Source organism: Novosphingobium taihuense (genome assembly GCF_007830315.1).
In the GTDB taxonomy this organism is placed as follows: domain Bacteria; phylum Pseudomonadota; class Alphaproteobacteria; order Sphingomonadales; family Sphingomonadaceae; genus Novosphingobium; species Novosphingobium taihuense.
In genome coordinates this window covers 178,634-193,810 of sequence record NZ_VLKJ01000001.1, presented here as the reverse complement: position 1 = coordinate 193,810, position 15,177 = coordinate 178,634, and the positions used below count along the sequence as shown (strand labels likewise).

Sequence of the window (15,177 nt, the reverse complement as noted above, 5' to 3'; positions counted from 1 at the left end):
CGAGCGGCCTTAAAGCAACAATGCGGCAGCGCACAAGCGCGCGCGAAAACGTTTGTTGTGCGAAATGCGACGAAAGGACGTTGAATCTGACGCCGTGAAAGGGTCAGACGAGGCCTTCAAGCACCTGATCGGGCGGACGGTGGCCATCGGCCCAGAAGCGGATATTGGCGATGACCTTGTCGCCCGAGGCTTGCCGTCCCTCAAACGTCGCGCTGCCCATGTGCGGCAGGATAGCGACGTTGTGGTGTGCCAGCAGGCGGGCATCGACCTGCGGCTCGTGTTCGAAGACATCAAGACCTGCGCCGCCGATGCGTCCTTCAACGAGCGCCTGGATAAGCGCCTCTTCCTCGACCAGCGTGCCGCGCGCGGTGTTCACCAGATAGGCCTCGGGCTTCATCAGGGCGATCCGCCGGGCATCGATCATGTGGTGCGTTTCGGGCGTGGCAGGACAGTGCAGCGTGAGGATGTCGGCCTCACCAACGAGCGTGTCGAGATCGGGTTCGAAGCGGGCACCGAACATCGTCTCGAGCGCTTCGGGCAAACGGTGGCGGCTGTGGTAGACGACGTTGAGGCCAAAGGCACGCGCGCGATAGGCTACGGCCTGTCCGATGCGGCCCATACCGACGATGGCGAGCGTCTTTCCGGCAAGGCGGTGTCCGAGCATGGTCGATGGCGCCCAGCCTTCCCACTTGCCCGCGCGCAGCGTCCGTCCGCCATAGTTGAGGCGCCGCGCCACCGAGATGATCAGCGCAATGGTCATGTCGGCGGTATCGTCGGTGAAGACGCCGGGGGTGTTGGTGACGATGATCTTGCGGGCGCGGGCTGCCGAGAGATCGATATGTTCCGTACCGGCCCCGAAATTGGCGATCAGGCCGAGCTGCGGGCCAGCTTCCGCGATCATCGCGGCGTCGATCCGGTCGGTGACGGTGGGGACGAGGACGTGGGCCGTCTGCATCGCCTCGACGAGCCGGTCGCGACTCATCGCGCGATCGTCGGCGCTGAGCGTGACATCGAACAGTTCGCTCATCCGGGCCTCCGTTTCGGGCAGGAGACGGCGGGTGACGACGACGCGGGGAATGCCGTCGACGCGGCGGGTCGGGCGATAGTCGGCGGAACTGGGCATGGAGGCGAAGCTAGGCCGCAGGACCGCCACCGGTCAAGCGGTGCGAACGCGCGCAATGGTGGACAGCAGGTTGTGCGGTGTTGCCCTGCGCCGACATTTTTGCGACGGCTGGACCATGACCAAGAGTTACGCCCGGCTTCTTGCCGCAGTCATTGCAATCCTTGTTTCCGTGGCGTTCGGCCCCGCAGGCACGCTCCATGCGCAGGATACGGATGATGGCGTGCCTTACTGGGTCTCTACCCGCAAGGACACGGCGAACATGCGTGTCGGACCGGGGCGCGAGTATCGCATCAACTGGACCTATACGCGCAAGGGCGTGCCGATGAAGGTGCTGCGCCTGATGGGTGGCTGGCGGCTGGTCGAGGATCCGGACGGCGCACGCGGCTGGGTGCTGCAGCAGTTCCTGAGCCGCGAGCGGACCGGCATCGTCAAGGGCAGCATCACCGCGCTGCGCGAGAACAAGGACGGAACGGGTCGGCTGTTGTGGCGCGTGGCTCCGGGCGTGATGGGCAAGATCGGCGATTGCAAGGCCGGGTGGTGCGCTTTCGACGTCGACGGGCGCAAGGGCTTTGTCCGCGCAAGTGCGGTGTGGGGAGCTGGGCAGCCCTGAGGATCAACGTCAGGGCTTGAAACGAAAAACCCCGGCCTTGCGACCGGGGTTTTCGTTTTTGGGCGAGGTGCCCGGCGTCAGACGAGTTCGATCGCCAGTGCAGTCGCTTCGCCGCCGCCGATGCAGAGGCTGGCGACGCCCTTCTTGAGGCCGTGCTTCTTCAGCGCGGCGATCAGGGTGGTGACGATGCGGGTGCCCGAAGCGCCGATCGGGTGGCCCAGAGCCGTCGCGCCGCCGTGGACGTTGATCTTTTCGTGGGGGATGCCGAGATCATGCATCGCGAACATGGCGACGCAGGCGAAGGCCTCGTTGACTTCGAACAGGTCAACGTCGGCGATCGACCAGCCAGCCTTTTCGAGCACCTTCTTGATCGCGCCGACCGGAGCGACGGTGAAGTCCTTGGGCTCCTGCGCGTGGGCAGCAAGGGCAACGACCTTGGCGACGGGCGCGAGGCCTGCGGCCTTGGCGACGCTTTCACGGGCGAGCACGACGGCGGCCGCGCCATCGGAAATCGACGACGAGGTTGCGGCGGTAATCGTACCATCCTTGGCGAAGGCTGGCTTGAGCGAGGGGATCTTGTCGGGGCGGCCCTTGCCGGGCGCTTCGTCGGTATCGACGGTGACTTCGCCGGCGCGGGTCTTCACCGTGACCGGTGCGATCTCGTCCTTGAAGGTGCCGTCGGCAACGGCCGCCTGCGCGCGGCGGAGCGATTCGACGGTGTAGGTGTCCTGCTGTTCGCGGGTGAGCTGGTAGGCATTGGCAGTATCCTGCGCGAAGGTGCCCATGGCGCGACCGGCTTCGTAGGCGTCTTCCAGACCGTCGAGGAACATGTGGTCATACGCGGTGTCATGGCCGATGCGGGCGCCCGAGCGGTGCTTCTTGAGCAGGTACGGGGCGTTGGTCATCGATTCCATGCCGCCAGCGACGACAACGTCAACGCTGCCCGATGCGAGGGCTTCGGCGCCCATGATGATCGTCTGCATGCCCGAGCCGCAGACCTTGTTCACCGTGGTCGCCTGAACCGACTTGGGCAGGCCAGCCTTGATTGCGGCCTGACGGGCAGGGGCCTGGCCGAGGCCCGCAGGCAGGACACAGCCCATGTAGATGCGTTCGATGCTGTCAGGCGCGACGCCAGCACGTTCCACTGCGGCCTTGACGGCAGTGGCCCCGAGATCGGTGGCGGCGACATCGGCGAGAGCGCCCTGCATCGCGCCCATCGGGGTGCGGGCATAGGACAGGATGACAACGGGATCGGCGGACGAGAACTGTGCCATGGCTTGACGGCCCCTTGCGTTTGGGTGCTGATGGGCGGGCTTGTGTGCGCCCGCTCTTCGAGTGGGTACATAGTGCTGCACTGCAGCGAACGCAAATGGGGCATTGGTAGAACGGATGCTAGACCCTGCATTTTTGCCACCATCGCCCGGAATTGCGCTGATCGGTGCATCCGTTCTGGGCGCGATTGTCGGCAGTTTCCTCGGCGCGGCGCTGGTCCGAATGCCGGAGGGGCGCTCGGTGGTGACCGGGCGCTCGGCCTGCGACGGATGTGGCAAGGCGCTGACCGTGATGGAACTGGTGCCGGTACTCTCGTGGCTGGCGCAGCGGGGCAAGTGCCGCGCCTGCGGAGCTCGGATCGGCAGGGGGCAACTGGCCTGCGAACTCGGCGGCGCGGCAGTGGGCATCGGAGCGGTGCTGGTGGCGCGCGAAGGGCTGGTCCTGGCGGCGATGCTGCTGGGCTGGCAACTGCTGCTGCTGGCATTGCTCGACCTGCGTCATCTGTGGCTGCCGAGAGTGCTCGTCGGCTGGCTGGCAGGGAGTGGCGGGCTGGTGGTGCTGGCGCGGGCGTGGTTTGAACAGGACGTAGGGCCAGTGTTGATCGCTGCAGGGGGCGCGGCGCTGGGGTTCCTGATGCTGTGGCTGATCGCGCGGTTTTACCTGAAGGCGCGCGGGCGTGAGGGCATGGGGTCGGGCGATCCGCCCTTGCTTGGCGCAATTGGTATATGGCTTGGGCCGCTCGGCGTGGTCGAGGTCATGCTGGGGGCGAGCATTCTGGGGATCGCGGCGGCTATTGTCATGCTTGTAAGCAAGCGTAAGATCGATGCCGAAACGGCGCTGCCGCTTGGAACCTGCCTTGCCGCTACGGCATGGCCGCTGTTCCTGCTGCAAGGGCTGGGATGACGCGATTCGGGGGAGACAGGAATGCTCGAGGAAACTTCGCGCGACGAGATGTTGGCGGCGTTGGGCAAGCAGCGCAAGGCATTCACGGCAGCGCGGCCAGAACCGCTTTCTGTCCGGCACGACCGGCTTGAGCGTTGCGCGCGGATGATGCTGGAGCATGGCGAGGACTTCGCCCGCGCGATGAGCGCCGACTTCGGCCATCGCAGTCACGAGCAGTCGATGCTGACCGATGTGATGCCATCAATCAGCCTTATCCGCTATTCGCAGAAGCGGATGAAGGCGTGGAGCAGGCCCGAGAAGCGGCATGTGGCGTTTCCGCTGAACCTGTTGGGCGCGCGGGCCGAGGTCCGCTACGAGCCCAAGGGCGTGATCGGCGTCGTTGCGCCGTGGAATTTTCCGGTGGGTCTGACGATGGGGCCGCTGGCGCAGGCCTTTGCGGCGGGTAACCGCGCAATGCTCAAGCCCAGCGAGTTTACCGAGCGGACTTCGGAACTGATGGCCGAGCTGTTTCCGAAGTTCTTCGGCGAGGATGAAGTGGCCGTTATTCTTGGCGGGCCGCAGACCGGGCAGGACTTCTGCTCTTTGCCGTTCGATCACCTGCTGTTCACCGGAGCGACCTCGATCGGCAAGCATGTGCTGCACGCGGCTGCGAACAATCTTGTGCCGGTGACGCTGGAACTTGGAGGCAAGTCGCCAACGATCCTGGGCCGTAGCGCCGATGTGGCGAAGGCAGCGGAGCGGATCGCGCTGGGCAAGATGATGAACGCGGGGCAGATCTGCCTTGCGCCGGACTACATGCTTGTGCCCGAGGAACTGGAGCACAAGGCCATCGGCGCAGTGCAGGCGAGCGTTGCGCAGATGTATCCGACGCTACTGGCCAATGACGACTATACCTCGGTGATCAACCGGCGGCACCGTGACCGGCTGGTGGGTCTTGTCGATGATGCCGTGGCCAAGGGCGCGGAGGCCATCGTCGTCAATCCGGGGAACGAGAACTTCGAGGGATCGAACGGCAACAAGCTGCCCCTGACCATCCTGCGCAACGTGACTGACGACATGAAGGTCATGCAGGACGAGATCTTCGGGCCGGTCCTGCCGGTGAAGACGTACTCGCGGATCGACCAGGCCATCGATTACATCAATGCGCATGACCGGCCGCTGGGCCTCTATTACTTCGGCGAGGATTCTTCCGAGCGCGAGACGGTGCTGACGCGGACGATCTCGGGCGGTGTGACCGTCAACGATGTTATTTTTCATGTCTCGGCGGACGATTTGCCGTTCGGCGGGGTGGGGCCTTCGGGGATGGGCAGCTACCACGGCGTCGAGGGTTTCCGGTCATTCAGCCATGCGCGCGCAGTCTATAGCCAGCCGAAGATCGATCTGGCCAAGATTGCTGGGCTGAAGCCTCCTTACGGCGCCGCGACGGCTCGGACGCTCAAGATGCAGCTGAAGTAAGCGACACATACGAATTCGATTGTCTGCGGCCAAGTGTCGGGCCCTTCAGGTCTGCGCGAAAAGGACGGGCAATTCCGCCCTTACCGCATTGCACACCACTTGCGCAGGCGCGCTGTCGGGACTAGGGCGCAGGCGAACCTGCAGCTTCGCGAGTCAGCCCTTTGGTCGATCTGTCTCAATACCTGCCGATCCTGATCTTCCTCGGGATCGCTCTGGCACTTTCATCGGCATTCGTGTTCCTTCCCATGGGCGTTTCGCGCCTCACGGGGGCTCACAATCCGAACGCCGAGAAGCTGAGCGAGTATGAATGCGGCTTTCCCGCGTTCGAAGATCCGCGCAGCCAGTTTGACGTGCGGTTCTATCTCGTCGCGATCCTGTTCATCATCTTCGATCTCGAAGCCGCGTTCCTGTTTCCCTGGGCCGTCAGCCTGAAGGAAACCGGTTGGGCCGGGTGGACGACCATGATGGTCTTCCTCGGCGAACTGGTGATCGGCTTCATCTATGCCTGGAAGAAGGGCGCGCTGGACTGGGAATGAGCAACATGGCCACGTCTCCCCTCATCACCGCAAATCAGGGCGCGGTTGCCGCGCCCGATCAGGCGTTTTTCGACAGCCTCAATGCCGAGGTCAACGACAAGGGCTTCCTCGTCACCAGCACCGAGGAGCTGTTCCAGTGGGCCCGCACCGGCTCGCTGTGGTGGATGACCTTCGGCCTTGCCTGCTGCGCGGTCGAGATGATCCACGTCAACATGCCCCGCTACGACATGGAGCGCTTCGGCGTTGCCCCGCGCGCTTCTCCGCGCCAGTCTGACGTGATGATCGTGGCCGGAACGCTTTGCAACAAGATGGCCCCGGCACTGCGCAAGGTCTACGATCAGATGTCGGACCCCAAATACGTGATCTCGATGGGGTCGTGCGCCAATGGCGGCGGCTATTATCACTACAGCTATTCGGTGGTGCGCGGCTGTGACCGCATCGTGCCCGTGGACATCTATGTCCCCGGCTGCCCGCCGACTGCCGAGGCGCTGCTCTATGGCGTGATGCAGCTGCAGCGGAAGATCCGCCGCGCGGGGACCATCGAGCGATGACGGAGCCAAACAGCAAAGCCCGAGTCATTGTTGGCATAATCATGCTTGAGACTCTGCCAGTAGTGGCATTGACTTATGACAGCCTGCGCGCCGTAGCAGTGGCTGCTTCACCAGCACTGATCCAGATGGTGTTTGGTTTGACAGCTATCGGCGTACTCGCTGGAGCAACTGTATTCGCTCGCAACATTTTTTGCAGGAGCGCAGGATGACCGTTCTCCACTCCGCGCCGCGCTGGTCCTCGAACGAGGGCGTGAAGGATGCGCTGGCGGCTGCGCTCGGCGCGATGCTGGTCAAGGCTGACGAGGAGCATGGCGAAATCCTGCTCACCGTCGCGCGTGACAGCATCGAGGATGCGCTGCGCCTGCTGCGCGACGATCACGAATACCAGCAGCTGATGGACATCGCAGGCGTCGACTATCCGCAGCGGGCGGAACGCTTCGACGTCTGCTATTGCCTGCTTTCGGTGACGAAGAACCATCGCGTGATCGTCAAGACCTCGACCGACGAGGCGACGCCGGTGCCGACCGTGACGACGCTCTGGCCGAACGCCGGCTGGTACGAGCGCGAAGTCTACGACATGTTCGGCGTGCTGTTCGCGGGCAATCCGGACCTCCGCCGCATCCTGACCGACTACGGCTTCCAGGGACATCCGTTCCGCAAGGACTTCCCGCTGACCGGCTATGTCGAGCTGCGCTATTCGGAAGAAGACAAGCGCGTGGTCTATGAGCCGGTGCAGCTGGCGCAGGACCTGCGCCAGTTCGACTTCATGAGCCCGTGGGAAGGCGCGGACTACGTGCTGCCGGGCGATGAAAAAGCGGTAACGCCGCCGCCTGCGCCTGCTCCCGTTGCCACGGCGCCCGATACCAAGGGCACGGCTTCGGTCGACAAGCCCAAGACCACGGACAGTAAGGCCGATACCGGCGCAGGCGACAAGGCCAACGCCGAGGCGGCAAAGCCTTCGGATGGCAAGGATTCCGCCGTGGACGCACCCGATGCGCCCAAGGCGACCGATGATCGTCCGGCCAAGACTGACGGAGAGGGCGCATGAGCTTCTCGCTCGAGGAATCGCCGACCACAGGCGACGAGGTCATCACCAACTACACGATCAACTTCGGGCCCCAGCACCCGGCGGCGCACGGCGTGCTGCGCATGGTGATGGAGCTTGACGGCGAGATCATAGAGCGCATCGATCCGCACGTCGGCCTGCTGCATCGCGGCACCGAGAAGCTGATCGAGCACAAGACCTACCTGCAGGCGCTACCCTATTTCGACCGGCTGGACTACTGCTCGCCGCTTGGCATGGAGCACTCCTATGTGCTCGCGGTCGAAAAGCTGCTGAACATCGAGGTTCCGCTTCGCGCCCAGTACCTGCGCGTGCTGTTTGCGGAGCTGACCCGCATCTGCAACCACATGCTCAACCTCGGTTCGCATGTGATGGACGTCGGCGCGATGACGCCGAACCTGTGGATGTTCGAAATCCGCGAGGACTGCCTCAACTTCTTCGAGCGCGCATCGGGCGCGCGCATGCACTCGGCATGGTTTCGCCCCGGCGGCGTGCATCAGGACGTGCCGCTCAAGCTGCTGACCGACATGGCGGACTGGATCGACGAGCGCCTGTTTCCGCTGTTCGAGGACGCGATGAGCCTCGTGGTCGACAACCGCATCTTCAAGCAGCGCAATGTCGACATCGCCGTGGTTTCCAAGGAAGACGCGCTGCGCTGGGGCTTCTCCGGCCCGATGATCCGTGGCTCGGGCATTCCGTGGGACTTGCGCAAGAGTCAGCCCTACGACGTGTACGACCGCATGGAGTTCGACATTCCCGTCGGCACCAGCGGTGACTGCTACGACCGCTTCATGGTCCGCGTCGAGGAAGTGCGCCAGTCGGCCCGCATCATGCGCCAGTGCATCGCGCAGATGCCCGAAGGCCCGATTGCCAGCACCGACCGCAAGGTGGTGCCGCCCAAGCGCGCCGAGATGAAGCAGTCGATGGAAGCGCTGATCCATCACTTCAAGCTCTACACCGAAGGCTTCCACGTTCCGGCGGGCGAGGTCTATGTGGCGACCGAAAGCCCCAAGGGCGAATTCGGCGTCTATCTGGTCTCGGACGGCTCGAACAAGCCCTACCGCTGCAAGATCCGCCCGACCGCGTTCAGCCACCTCCAGGCGATGGACTTCATGTGCAAGGGCCACATGCTGCCCGACGCCACCGCCATCCTCGGCGCGATCGACGTGGTGTTCGGGGAGTGTGACCGGTGAGCAACCTCGACACCGCCAAGGCCATGATCGCCGCCTATAACGCGCAGGACGTGGATACCTACGTCTCGTACATGACCGACGACGCCTGCGAGGCGAACTATCGCGGTGATGTGGTGCGTGAGGGCAAGGAGGGCACGCGCTCTGGCCTTGCCGCCGCATTTGCGCGCTGGCCGCAGAACCATGCCGAGATCGTCGAGGCGCAGGCCATCGGCAACTACGTGCTGATGCGCGAGCATGTGACGCGCGGTCCCGCCACCGATGGTTCGGCGCTGGTCGAGCCGTTCGACGTGATCGCAGTCTATTCTTTCGAGGGCGACAAGTGCTCTCGGGTGGAGTTTATCCGGTGAAGTCCACGTTTGACCTCATGCGCCTCTGGGCCATCCTGACGGGCCTCGCGCTCGCCGCATGGTACTTCGGCGAACTGTATCTTGGCGCGCAGGCGACCGAGACACTGCCGATGCTGATCGCCGCGATCGGCGGGTTCGAGCTGTTCCACTATGCGCAGGACATCCTGATCAAGCGGGGGCGGACCAATGGCTGATCGCTTTATCGAACCGGACAGCCCCGAACTGCGTGCCCGCTGGGGCGCCTTTGCGTGGACGGCGGAGAACGCCGAGCAGGCCAAGGTCATCGTCGGACGCTATCCGGCAGGGCGTCAGCGCTCGGCGGTGATGCCGCTGCTCGATCTGGCGCAGCGCCAGGTGGGGGCGGAGCTGAATACGCAAGGCTGGCTGCCGATCCCGGTGATGGAATACGTGGCCAAGTACCTCGACATGCCGGTGATCCGCGTGGTCGAGGTCGCGACGTTCTATACGATGTACAACATCGCGCCGATCGGCCGCTTCCACGTGCAGGTCTGCGGCACCACGCCGTGCATGCTGCGCGGGTCGGACGACATCATGGCCGCCTGCAAGGGCAAGGGCCTGAAGAAGGGCCACACGACGGCGGACGGCATGTTCACGCTGACCGAAGTCGAGTGCATGGGCAACTGCGCGTCTGCTCCCATGGTCCAGATCAACGACGACAACTACGAAGACCTCACCGCCGCCGACATGGAGCGCATCCTTGACGAGCTGGCCGCAGGCAAGCAGCCGAAGACCGGCACGCAGCTGCCGGGGCGTCACACGGTGGAACCGGCAGGCGCGCTGAGCAACCTGACGGCGATGGTTGACGCCAACCACGATTACCGAGGGGAGTGGTAAGATGGCCCTTCAGGACAAGGATCGCATCTTCACCAACGTCTACGGCTTCCAGCCGTGGAACCTTGCCGCCGCGAGGACGCGCGGGGACTGGGACAATACCAAGGCCCTGATGGAGCGCGGGCAGGACGCGATCATCGAGGAAATCAAGGCCTCGGGCCTGCGCGGCCGTGGCGGTGCGGGCTTCCCCACCGGCATGAAGTGGTCGTTCATGCCCAAGGAAAGCAAGGATGGCCGTCCAAGCTTCCTCGTGATCAACGCCGACGAATCCGAGCCGGGTTCGTGCAAGGACCGCGAAATCATCCGTCATGATCCGCACAAGCTGATCGAAGGCGCGCTGATTGCTGGCTACGCAATGCGTGCGCGCGCGGCCTACATCTACATTCGCGGCGAATATATCCGCGAGGCCGAAACGCTGTTCGCCGCCGTGCAGGAGGCCTATGACGCGGGCCTGATCGGCAAGAACGCGAGTGGGTCGGGCTACGATTTCGACGTCTTCGTCCATCGTGGTGCGGGCGCCTATATCTGCGGCGAAGAGACCGCGATGATCGAAAGCCTTGAGGGCAAGAAGGGCCAGCCCCGCCTCAAGCCGCCGTTCCCGGCAGGCGCGGGCCTCTATGGCTGCCCGACCACGGTCAACAACGTGGAATCGATCGCGGTCGCGCCGACGATCCTGCGTCGCGGGGCTTCGTGGTTCTCCTCGTTCGGGCGCGAGAACAACAAGGGCACCAAGCTCTTCCAGATCAGCGGCCATGTGAACCGGCCCTGCGTGGTCGAGGAAGAGATGAGCATCCCGTTCAGCGAGCTGATCGAGAAGCACTGCGGCGGCATCCGTGGCGGCAAGGACAACCTGCTGGCCGTGATCCCTGGCGGATCGTCGGTTCCGCTGGTTCCGGCGGCCGAAATCTGGGACGCGCCGATGGACTTCGATGGCCTTCGCGCGCTGGGCTCGGGCCTAGGCACCGCCGCCGTCATCGTCATGGACAAGTCAACCGACATCGTCCGCGCGATCAGTCGCCTTTCGTACTTCTACAAGCACGAAAGCTGCGGCCAGTGCACGCCCTGCCGCGAAGGCACCGGCTGGATGTGGCGCGTGATGGAACGCCTGCGCACGGGCGATGCAGACGTCGAGGAAATCGACATGCTGTTCAACGTGACCAAGCAGGTCGAAGGCCACACCATCTGCGCACTGGGTGACGCCGCCGCATGGCCGATCCAAGGGCTTATCAAGCACTTCCGCCCCGAGATCGAGCGCCGGATCGCCGAGAACGCTCGGCCAGCACTGTCAGAGGCAGCAGAATAATGCCTAAAGTCAAAGTCGACGGCGTAGAGCTTGAAGTTCCGGCAGGTGCTACTGTCCTGCAGGCGTGCGAGCTGGCCGGCAAGGAAATCCCGCGCTTCTGCTATCACGAACGGCTGAGCATTGCCGGCAATTGCCGCATGTGCCTGGTCGAAGTGAAGCCGGGGCCGCCCAAGCCGCAGGCTTCGTGCGCGCTGCCCGCCACCGAAGGTCAGGAAATCCGCACGGATTCCGAGATGGTCAAGAAGGCGCGGGAAGGGGTGATGGAGTTTCTCCTGATCAACCACCCGCTCGACTGCCCGATCTGCGATCAGGGTGGCGAGTGCGATCTGCAGGATCAGTCGGTTGCCTATGGGCGCGGTGCCTCGCGCTATCACGAGAACAAGCGCGCGGTGACCGAGAAGTACATGGGCCCGCTCATCAAGACGACGATGACGCGCTGCATCCACTGCACCCGCTGCGTGCGCTTCAGCGAGGAAGTGGCGGGCGTTGACGAGATCGGCGCGCTCTATCGCGGCGAGACGATGCAGATTTCCACCTATCTGGAAAAGGCTGCGGCGCACGAGCTTTCCGCCAACGTGATCGACCTCTGCCCTGTCGGCGCGCTGACTTCGCGCCCCTATGCGTTCGAAGCGCGTCCGTGGGAGCTGAAGAAGACGCTGTCGATCGACGTTTCGGACGCGCTGGGTTCGAACATCCGGCTCGACAGCCGTGGCCGCGAAGTGCTGCGCATCCTGCCGCGCGTGAACGATGACGTGAACGAGGAATGGCTGTCCGACCGTGGCCGCTACATGGTTGACGGGCTGACCCGCCGCCGCCTCGACAAGCCGTGGCTGCGCCGTGACGGCAAGCTGGTGGCGGCGACTTGGGCCGAGGCGTTCGAGGCTGTCGCGAAGATCAATCCGGGTTCGTCGGTGGCGGTGATCGCGGGTGATCTGGTTGATTGCGAGACGATGTTTGCGGCCAAGAAGCTGGGAGGGGCCTTGGGTTCCACGCTGCTTGAAGGCCGTCAGACCGGCCTTGCTTATGACACGTCGAACCTTGCGGCAGTGAACTTCAACTCTACGCTGGCTGGCATCGAGGATGCCGACGCCGTGCTGATCGTCGGCTCAATGATCCGCGATGAAGCGCCGCTGCTCAACACCCGCCTGCGCAAGGCGGTGAAGAAGGGCGCGAAGGTCTTCGTGGTCGGCCCGCAGTGGGATCCGACCTATCCGGCGACGTTCCTGGGTGACGATCTGGCGGTGCTGGGCAACCTGCCTGCCGAAGTCAGCGATGCCTTCGGCGCGGCGCAGAAGCCTGCGATCATTCTGGGCGGCGCGGCTCTGGGCAAGGGCGCTCTGGGCGCTGGTCTGGCCTTTGCCGAGCAGTTCAACCTCGTGCGTGAGGGCTGGAACGGCTTCAACGTGATCCACATGGCCTCGAGCCGCATGGGCGGGCTGATGCTGGGCTATGCGCAGAAGGGCGGCATTGGCGATCTGGTTGCGGCCAAGCCGAAGATGGTCATCTCGCTTGGTGCGGATGAGGTGGACTTTACGAAGTTTGCCGACAGCATGATCGTCCACATCGGCCATCATGGTGATAAGGCAGCGCATGCTGCCGACGTGATCCTGCCCGCCGCCGCGTTCAGCGAGAAGGACGGCACTTACGTCAACACCGAAGGCCGCGTGCAGTATGCCGAGAAGGCCGTGTTCGCGCCCGGCGATGCCCGCGAGGACTGGACGATCCTGCGCGCGATGGCCGATGCGCTCGGCGTCTCGGTCGGCTTCGACAGCTTCGAGCAGCTTCGTGCGGCGATGGTTGCCGAAGTTCCGGCGCTGGGCGTCGAAGGTCTGGCCGATTACGGCGCGCTGCCTGCCGCTCCCTCGGGTGCGAAGGCTGAAGGCGTGATTGCTGGCTATCCGATCAAGGACCGCTACCTGACCAACGCCATTGCTCGTTCCAGCCCGACGCTGCAGCGCTGCTCGGCGGAACTGCTGCACGGTGAAAGCTTCGCGGAGGCCGCGGAATGACCGAGTTCTTCATGGGTCTTGGCCTCTCGTACGAGTGGGCCTGGGGCATTGCCACCATCTGCGGGATCCTGCTGATCGCGTTCCCGCTGATGCTGGGCGTTGCCATGATCATCTATGCCGACCGCAAGATCTGGGCGGCGATGGCGCTGCGCAAGGGGCCGAACGTGGTCGGGCCGCTGGGCCTGCTGCAGTCGTTCGCCGACGGTCTGAAGGTGTTCCTGCAGGAAACCATCATTCCTTCGGCCGCGAACAAGGGCCTGTTCCTGATCGCGCCGATCATCACCTTCACCGTCGCGCTGATGGCCTGGGCGGTGATCCCGTTCAATTCGGGCGCGGTGCTGGCCAATATCAACGTCGGCCTGCTCTATGTTCTGGCGATCTCGTCGCTCGGCGTTTACGGCGTGGTGATCGCGGGCTGGTCGTCCAACTCGAAGTACCCGTTCTTCTCGGCGATGCGCGCCTCGGCGCAGATGATCTCCTATGAAGTCTCGATCGGCTTCATCCTGATCTGCGTGGTGCTGTGGGCGGGGACGTTCAACCTGAACGACATCGTCAAGGCGCAGCAGAGCCACGTGTGGATCATCAACGGCTTCGTCGCGAACCCGCTGCTGTTCCCGATGTGGGTGATGTTCCTGATCTCGGGCATGGCCGAAACCGCACGCGCGCCGTTCGACCTTACCGAGGCGGAATCGGAGCTGGTTGCGGGGTATCAGACCGAATACTCGTCGATGGCCTTCGCGCTCTACTGGCTCGGCGAATATGCCAACGTGCTGCTGATGTGCGCGCTGAACGCCGTGCTGTTCTGGGGCGGATACCTGCCGCCGCTCGACATTCCGGTGCTCTACCTCGTGCCGGGCTTCGTGTGGCTGCTGCTCAAGATCCTGTTCTTCTTCTTCATCTTCAGCTGGGTGAAGGCGACCGTCCCGCGCTATCGCTATGACCAGCTGATGCGCCTGGGCTGGAAGATCTTCCTGCCCGTATCGCTGCTGTTCGTGTTCCTCGTCAGCGGCTACCTCATGGCGACGGGGCATTTCGCATGACGGTGTTGGTCGCAATTTCGATGCTTCTAGCGGGGCCTCTCCTTCAGGTCCCGCCTGAACCGCCAGCCCCTAAAAGTGGGGCATTCAAATGTGAAATGCACGCTCGCCCTTTATATGGGCTCCAGCCCATGTTTACGATGACTGGCAGAATAGTCGGCTGGACAAAGGTGAACGGAAAGCCGGCAGAAGCGAAGCTACTGTTAGACGCACCATCTGAGTACCGCCTGACGGGCGAATATTCAGTCACCCCAAAGATTGGCGAGATGCGCTTTTCGTCCTTCGATTCTGACACGAAGGTGAGAATATCAGGCGTGTTCACTTCGACTGTCTCTGAAACTGGCACCATCGTTATGACTTGGGAGACGGATTTCGGTCGTCCAACTGAATTTGTGGGTCTTTGCGACGTCAAGTTTTCGAGTGAGGAGATGTCTCGGTGACCGCCGCCCAACTCATCAAGAGCTTCACCCTTTGGGAGTTCGTGAAGGCGCACTGGCTGACCTTGAAGTATCTCTTCAAGCCCAAGGCGACGATCAACTACCCGTTCGAGAAGAACCCGCTTTCGCCGCGCTTCCGTGGTGAACATGCGCTGCGCCGTTATCCCAACGGCGAAGAGCGCTGCATCGCGTGCAAGCTGTGCGAGGCGGTGTGTCCGGCACAGGCGATCACGATCGAGGCCGAACCTCGTGAGGACGGCAGCCGCCGCACCACGCGCTACGACATCGACATGACCAAGTGCATCTTCTGCGGCTTCTGCCAGGAAGCCTGCCCGGTCGATGCCATCGTCGAAGGGCCGAACTTCGAATACGCGACCGAAACGCGCGAGGAGCTGCTTTACGACAAGGCCAAGCTGCTCGCGAACGGGGACAAGTGGGAGCGGGCGATTGCCGCGAACCTTGAAGCCGATGCGCCGTATCGCTAGG

Annotated in this window: 17 protein-coding genes; 15 read left to right on the top strand and 2 right to left on the bottom strand. The window is 63.7% G+C overall.

Annotated features, from left to right (window positions below; translation table 11 throughout):
• Positions 1-103: 103 nt before the first annotated feature.
• Complete coding sequence (locus tag IQ25_RS00960; RefSeq protein ID WP_144901356.1) at positions 104-1,123, bottom strand: 2-hydroxyacid dehydrogenase; 1,020 nt, start codon at positions 1,121-1,123, stop codon at positions 104-106.
• Positions 1,124-1,238: 115 nt separating this feature from the next.
• On the opposite strand from IQ25_RS00960, the gene IQ25_RS00955 reads away from it, so the two are divergent.
• Positions 1,239-1,733 (top strand): SH3 domain-containing protein, encoded by a 495-nt coding sequence (locus IQ25_RS00955; protein ID WP_144901354.1) that lies wholly within the window; start codon positions 1,239-1,241, stop codon positions 1,731-1,733.
• 77 nt (positions 1,734-1,810) lie between these two features.
• Here the strand turns inward: IQ25_RS00955 and IQ25_RS00950 are convergent, their stop codons facing one another.
• On the bottom strand, positions 1,811-3,007 hold the full coding sequence (locus IQ25_RS00950; RefSeq protein WP_144901351.1) for an acetyl-CoA C-acyltransferase: 1,197 nt from the start codon (positions 3,005-3,007) through the stop codon (positions 1,811-1,813).
• 115 nt (positions 3,008-3,122) lie between these two features.
• On the opposite strand from IQ25_RS00950, the gene IQ25_RS00945 reads away from it, so the two are divergent.
• The 14 genes from IQ25_RS00945 to nuoI all read left to right on the top strand — a co-directional run bounded on the left by IQ25_RS00945 (position 3,123) and on the right by nuoI (position 15,176).
• A complete protein-coding gene (locus IQ25_RS00945) occupies positions 3,123-3,908 on the top strand; it encodes a prepilin peptidase (protein ID WP_144901349.1) in 786 nt (261 codons plus the stop codon).
• Positions 3,909-3,929: 21 nt separating this feature from the next.
• A complete protein-coding gene (locus tag IQ25_RS00940) occupies positions 3,930-5,363 on the top strand; it encodes a coniferyl aldehyde dehydrogenase (RefSeq protein WP_144901347.1) in 1,434 nt (477 codons plus the stop codon).
• Positions 5,364-5,524: 161 nt separating this feature from the next.
• Positions 5,525-5,899, top strand: coding sequence for an NADH-quinone oxidoreductase subunit A (locus IQ25_RS00935; RefSeq protein WP_144901345.1), 375 nt, complete (start codon positions 5,525-5,527; stop codon positions 5,897-5,899).
• 5 nt (positions 5,900-5,904) lie between these two features.
• Positions 5,905-6,450, top strand: coding sequence for a NuoB/complex I 20 kDa subunit family protein (locus tag IQ25_RS00930; protein WP_144901343.1), 546 nt, complete (start codon positions 5,905-5,907; stop codon positions 6,448-6,450).
• 205 nt (positions 6,451-6,655) lie between these two features.
• Entirely contained in the window at positions 6,656-7,498 is an 843-nt protein-coding gene (locus IQ25_RS00925; protein WP_144901341.1) for an NADH-quinone oxidoreductase subunit C, read from the top strand.
• Positions 7,495-8,706, top strand: coding sequence for an NADH-quinone oxidoreductase subunit D (locus tag IQ25_RS00920; RefSeq protein WP_144901338.1), 1,212 nt, complete (start codon positions 7,495-7,497; stop codon positions 8,704-8,706). Before IQ25_RS00925 ends, IQ25_RS00920 begins: the two co-directional genes overlap by 4 nt.
• Positions 8,703-9,053, top strand: coding sequence for a nuclear transport factor 2 family protein (locus IQ25_RS00915; protein ID WP_084280200.1), 351 nt, complete (start codon positions 8,703-8,705; stop codon positions 9,051-9,053). Before IQ25_RS00920 ends, IQ25_RS00915 begins: the two co-directional genes overlap by 4 nt.
• Positions 9,050-9,247, top strand: a complete 198-nt coding sequence (locus tag IQ25_RS00910) for a hypothetical protein (protein ID WP_144901336.1) — start codon at positions 9,050-9,052, stop codon at positions 9,245-9,247. The genes IQ25_RS00915 and IQ25_RS00910 overlap by 4 nt, the downstream gene beginning before the upstream one ends.
• Complete coding sequence (locus IQ25_RS00905; RefSeq protein ID WP_144901333.1) at positions 9,240-9,908, top strand: complex I 24 kDa subunit family protein; 669 nt, start codon at positions 9,240-9,242, stop codon at positions 9,906-9,908. Before IQ25_RS00910 ends, IQ25_RS00905 begins: the two co-directional genes overlap by 8 nt.
• Before the next feature lies 1 nt (position 9,909).
• A complete protein-coding gene (gene nuoF, locus IQ25_RS00900; protein ID WP_144901331.1) occupies positions 9,910-11,208 on the top strand; it encodes an NADH-quinone oxidoreductase subunit NuoF in 1,299 nt (432 codons plus the stop codon).
• The gene (gene nuoG / locus IQ25_RS00895) at positions 11,208-13,217 is read left to right on the top strand and encodes an NADH-quinone oxidoreductase subunit NuoG (RefSeq protein WP_144901329.1); all 2,010 of its coding nucleotides are present in this window, start codon (positions 11,208-11,210) and stop codon (positions 13,215-13,217) included. The genes nuoF and nuoG overlap by 1 nt, the downstream gene beginning before the upstream one ends.
• The gene (gene nuoH, locus IQ25_RS00890) at positions 13,214-14,257 is read left to right on the top strand and encodes an NADH-quinone oxidoreductase subunit NuoH (protein ID WP_039331349.1); all 1,044 of its coding nucleotides are present in this window, start codon (positions 13,214-13,216) and stop codon (positions 14,255-14,257) included. Before nuoG ends, nuoH begins: the two co-directional genes overlap by 4 nt.
• A 128-nt stretch (positions 14,258-14,385) precedes the next feature.
• Positions 14,386-14,694 (top strand): hypothetical protein, encoded by a 309-nt coding sequence (locus tag IQ25_RS00885; RefSeq protein WP_144901327.1) that lies wholly within the window; start codon positions 14,386-14,388, stop codon positions 14,692-14,694.
• The gene (gene nuoI / locus IQ25_RS00880; protein WP_144901325.1) at positions 14,691-15,176 is read left to right on the top strand and encodes an NADH-quinone oxidoreductase subunit NuoI; all 486 of its coding nucleotides are present in this window, start codon (positions 14,691-14,693) and stop codon (positions 15,174-15,176) included. Before IQ25_RS00885 ends, nuoI begins: the two co-directional genes overlap by 4 nt.
• The last annotated feature ends 1 nt before the right edge of the window (position 15,177 follow it).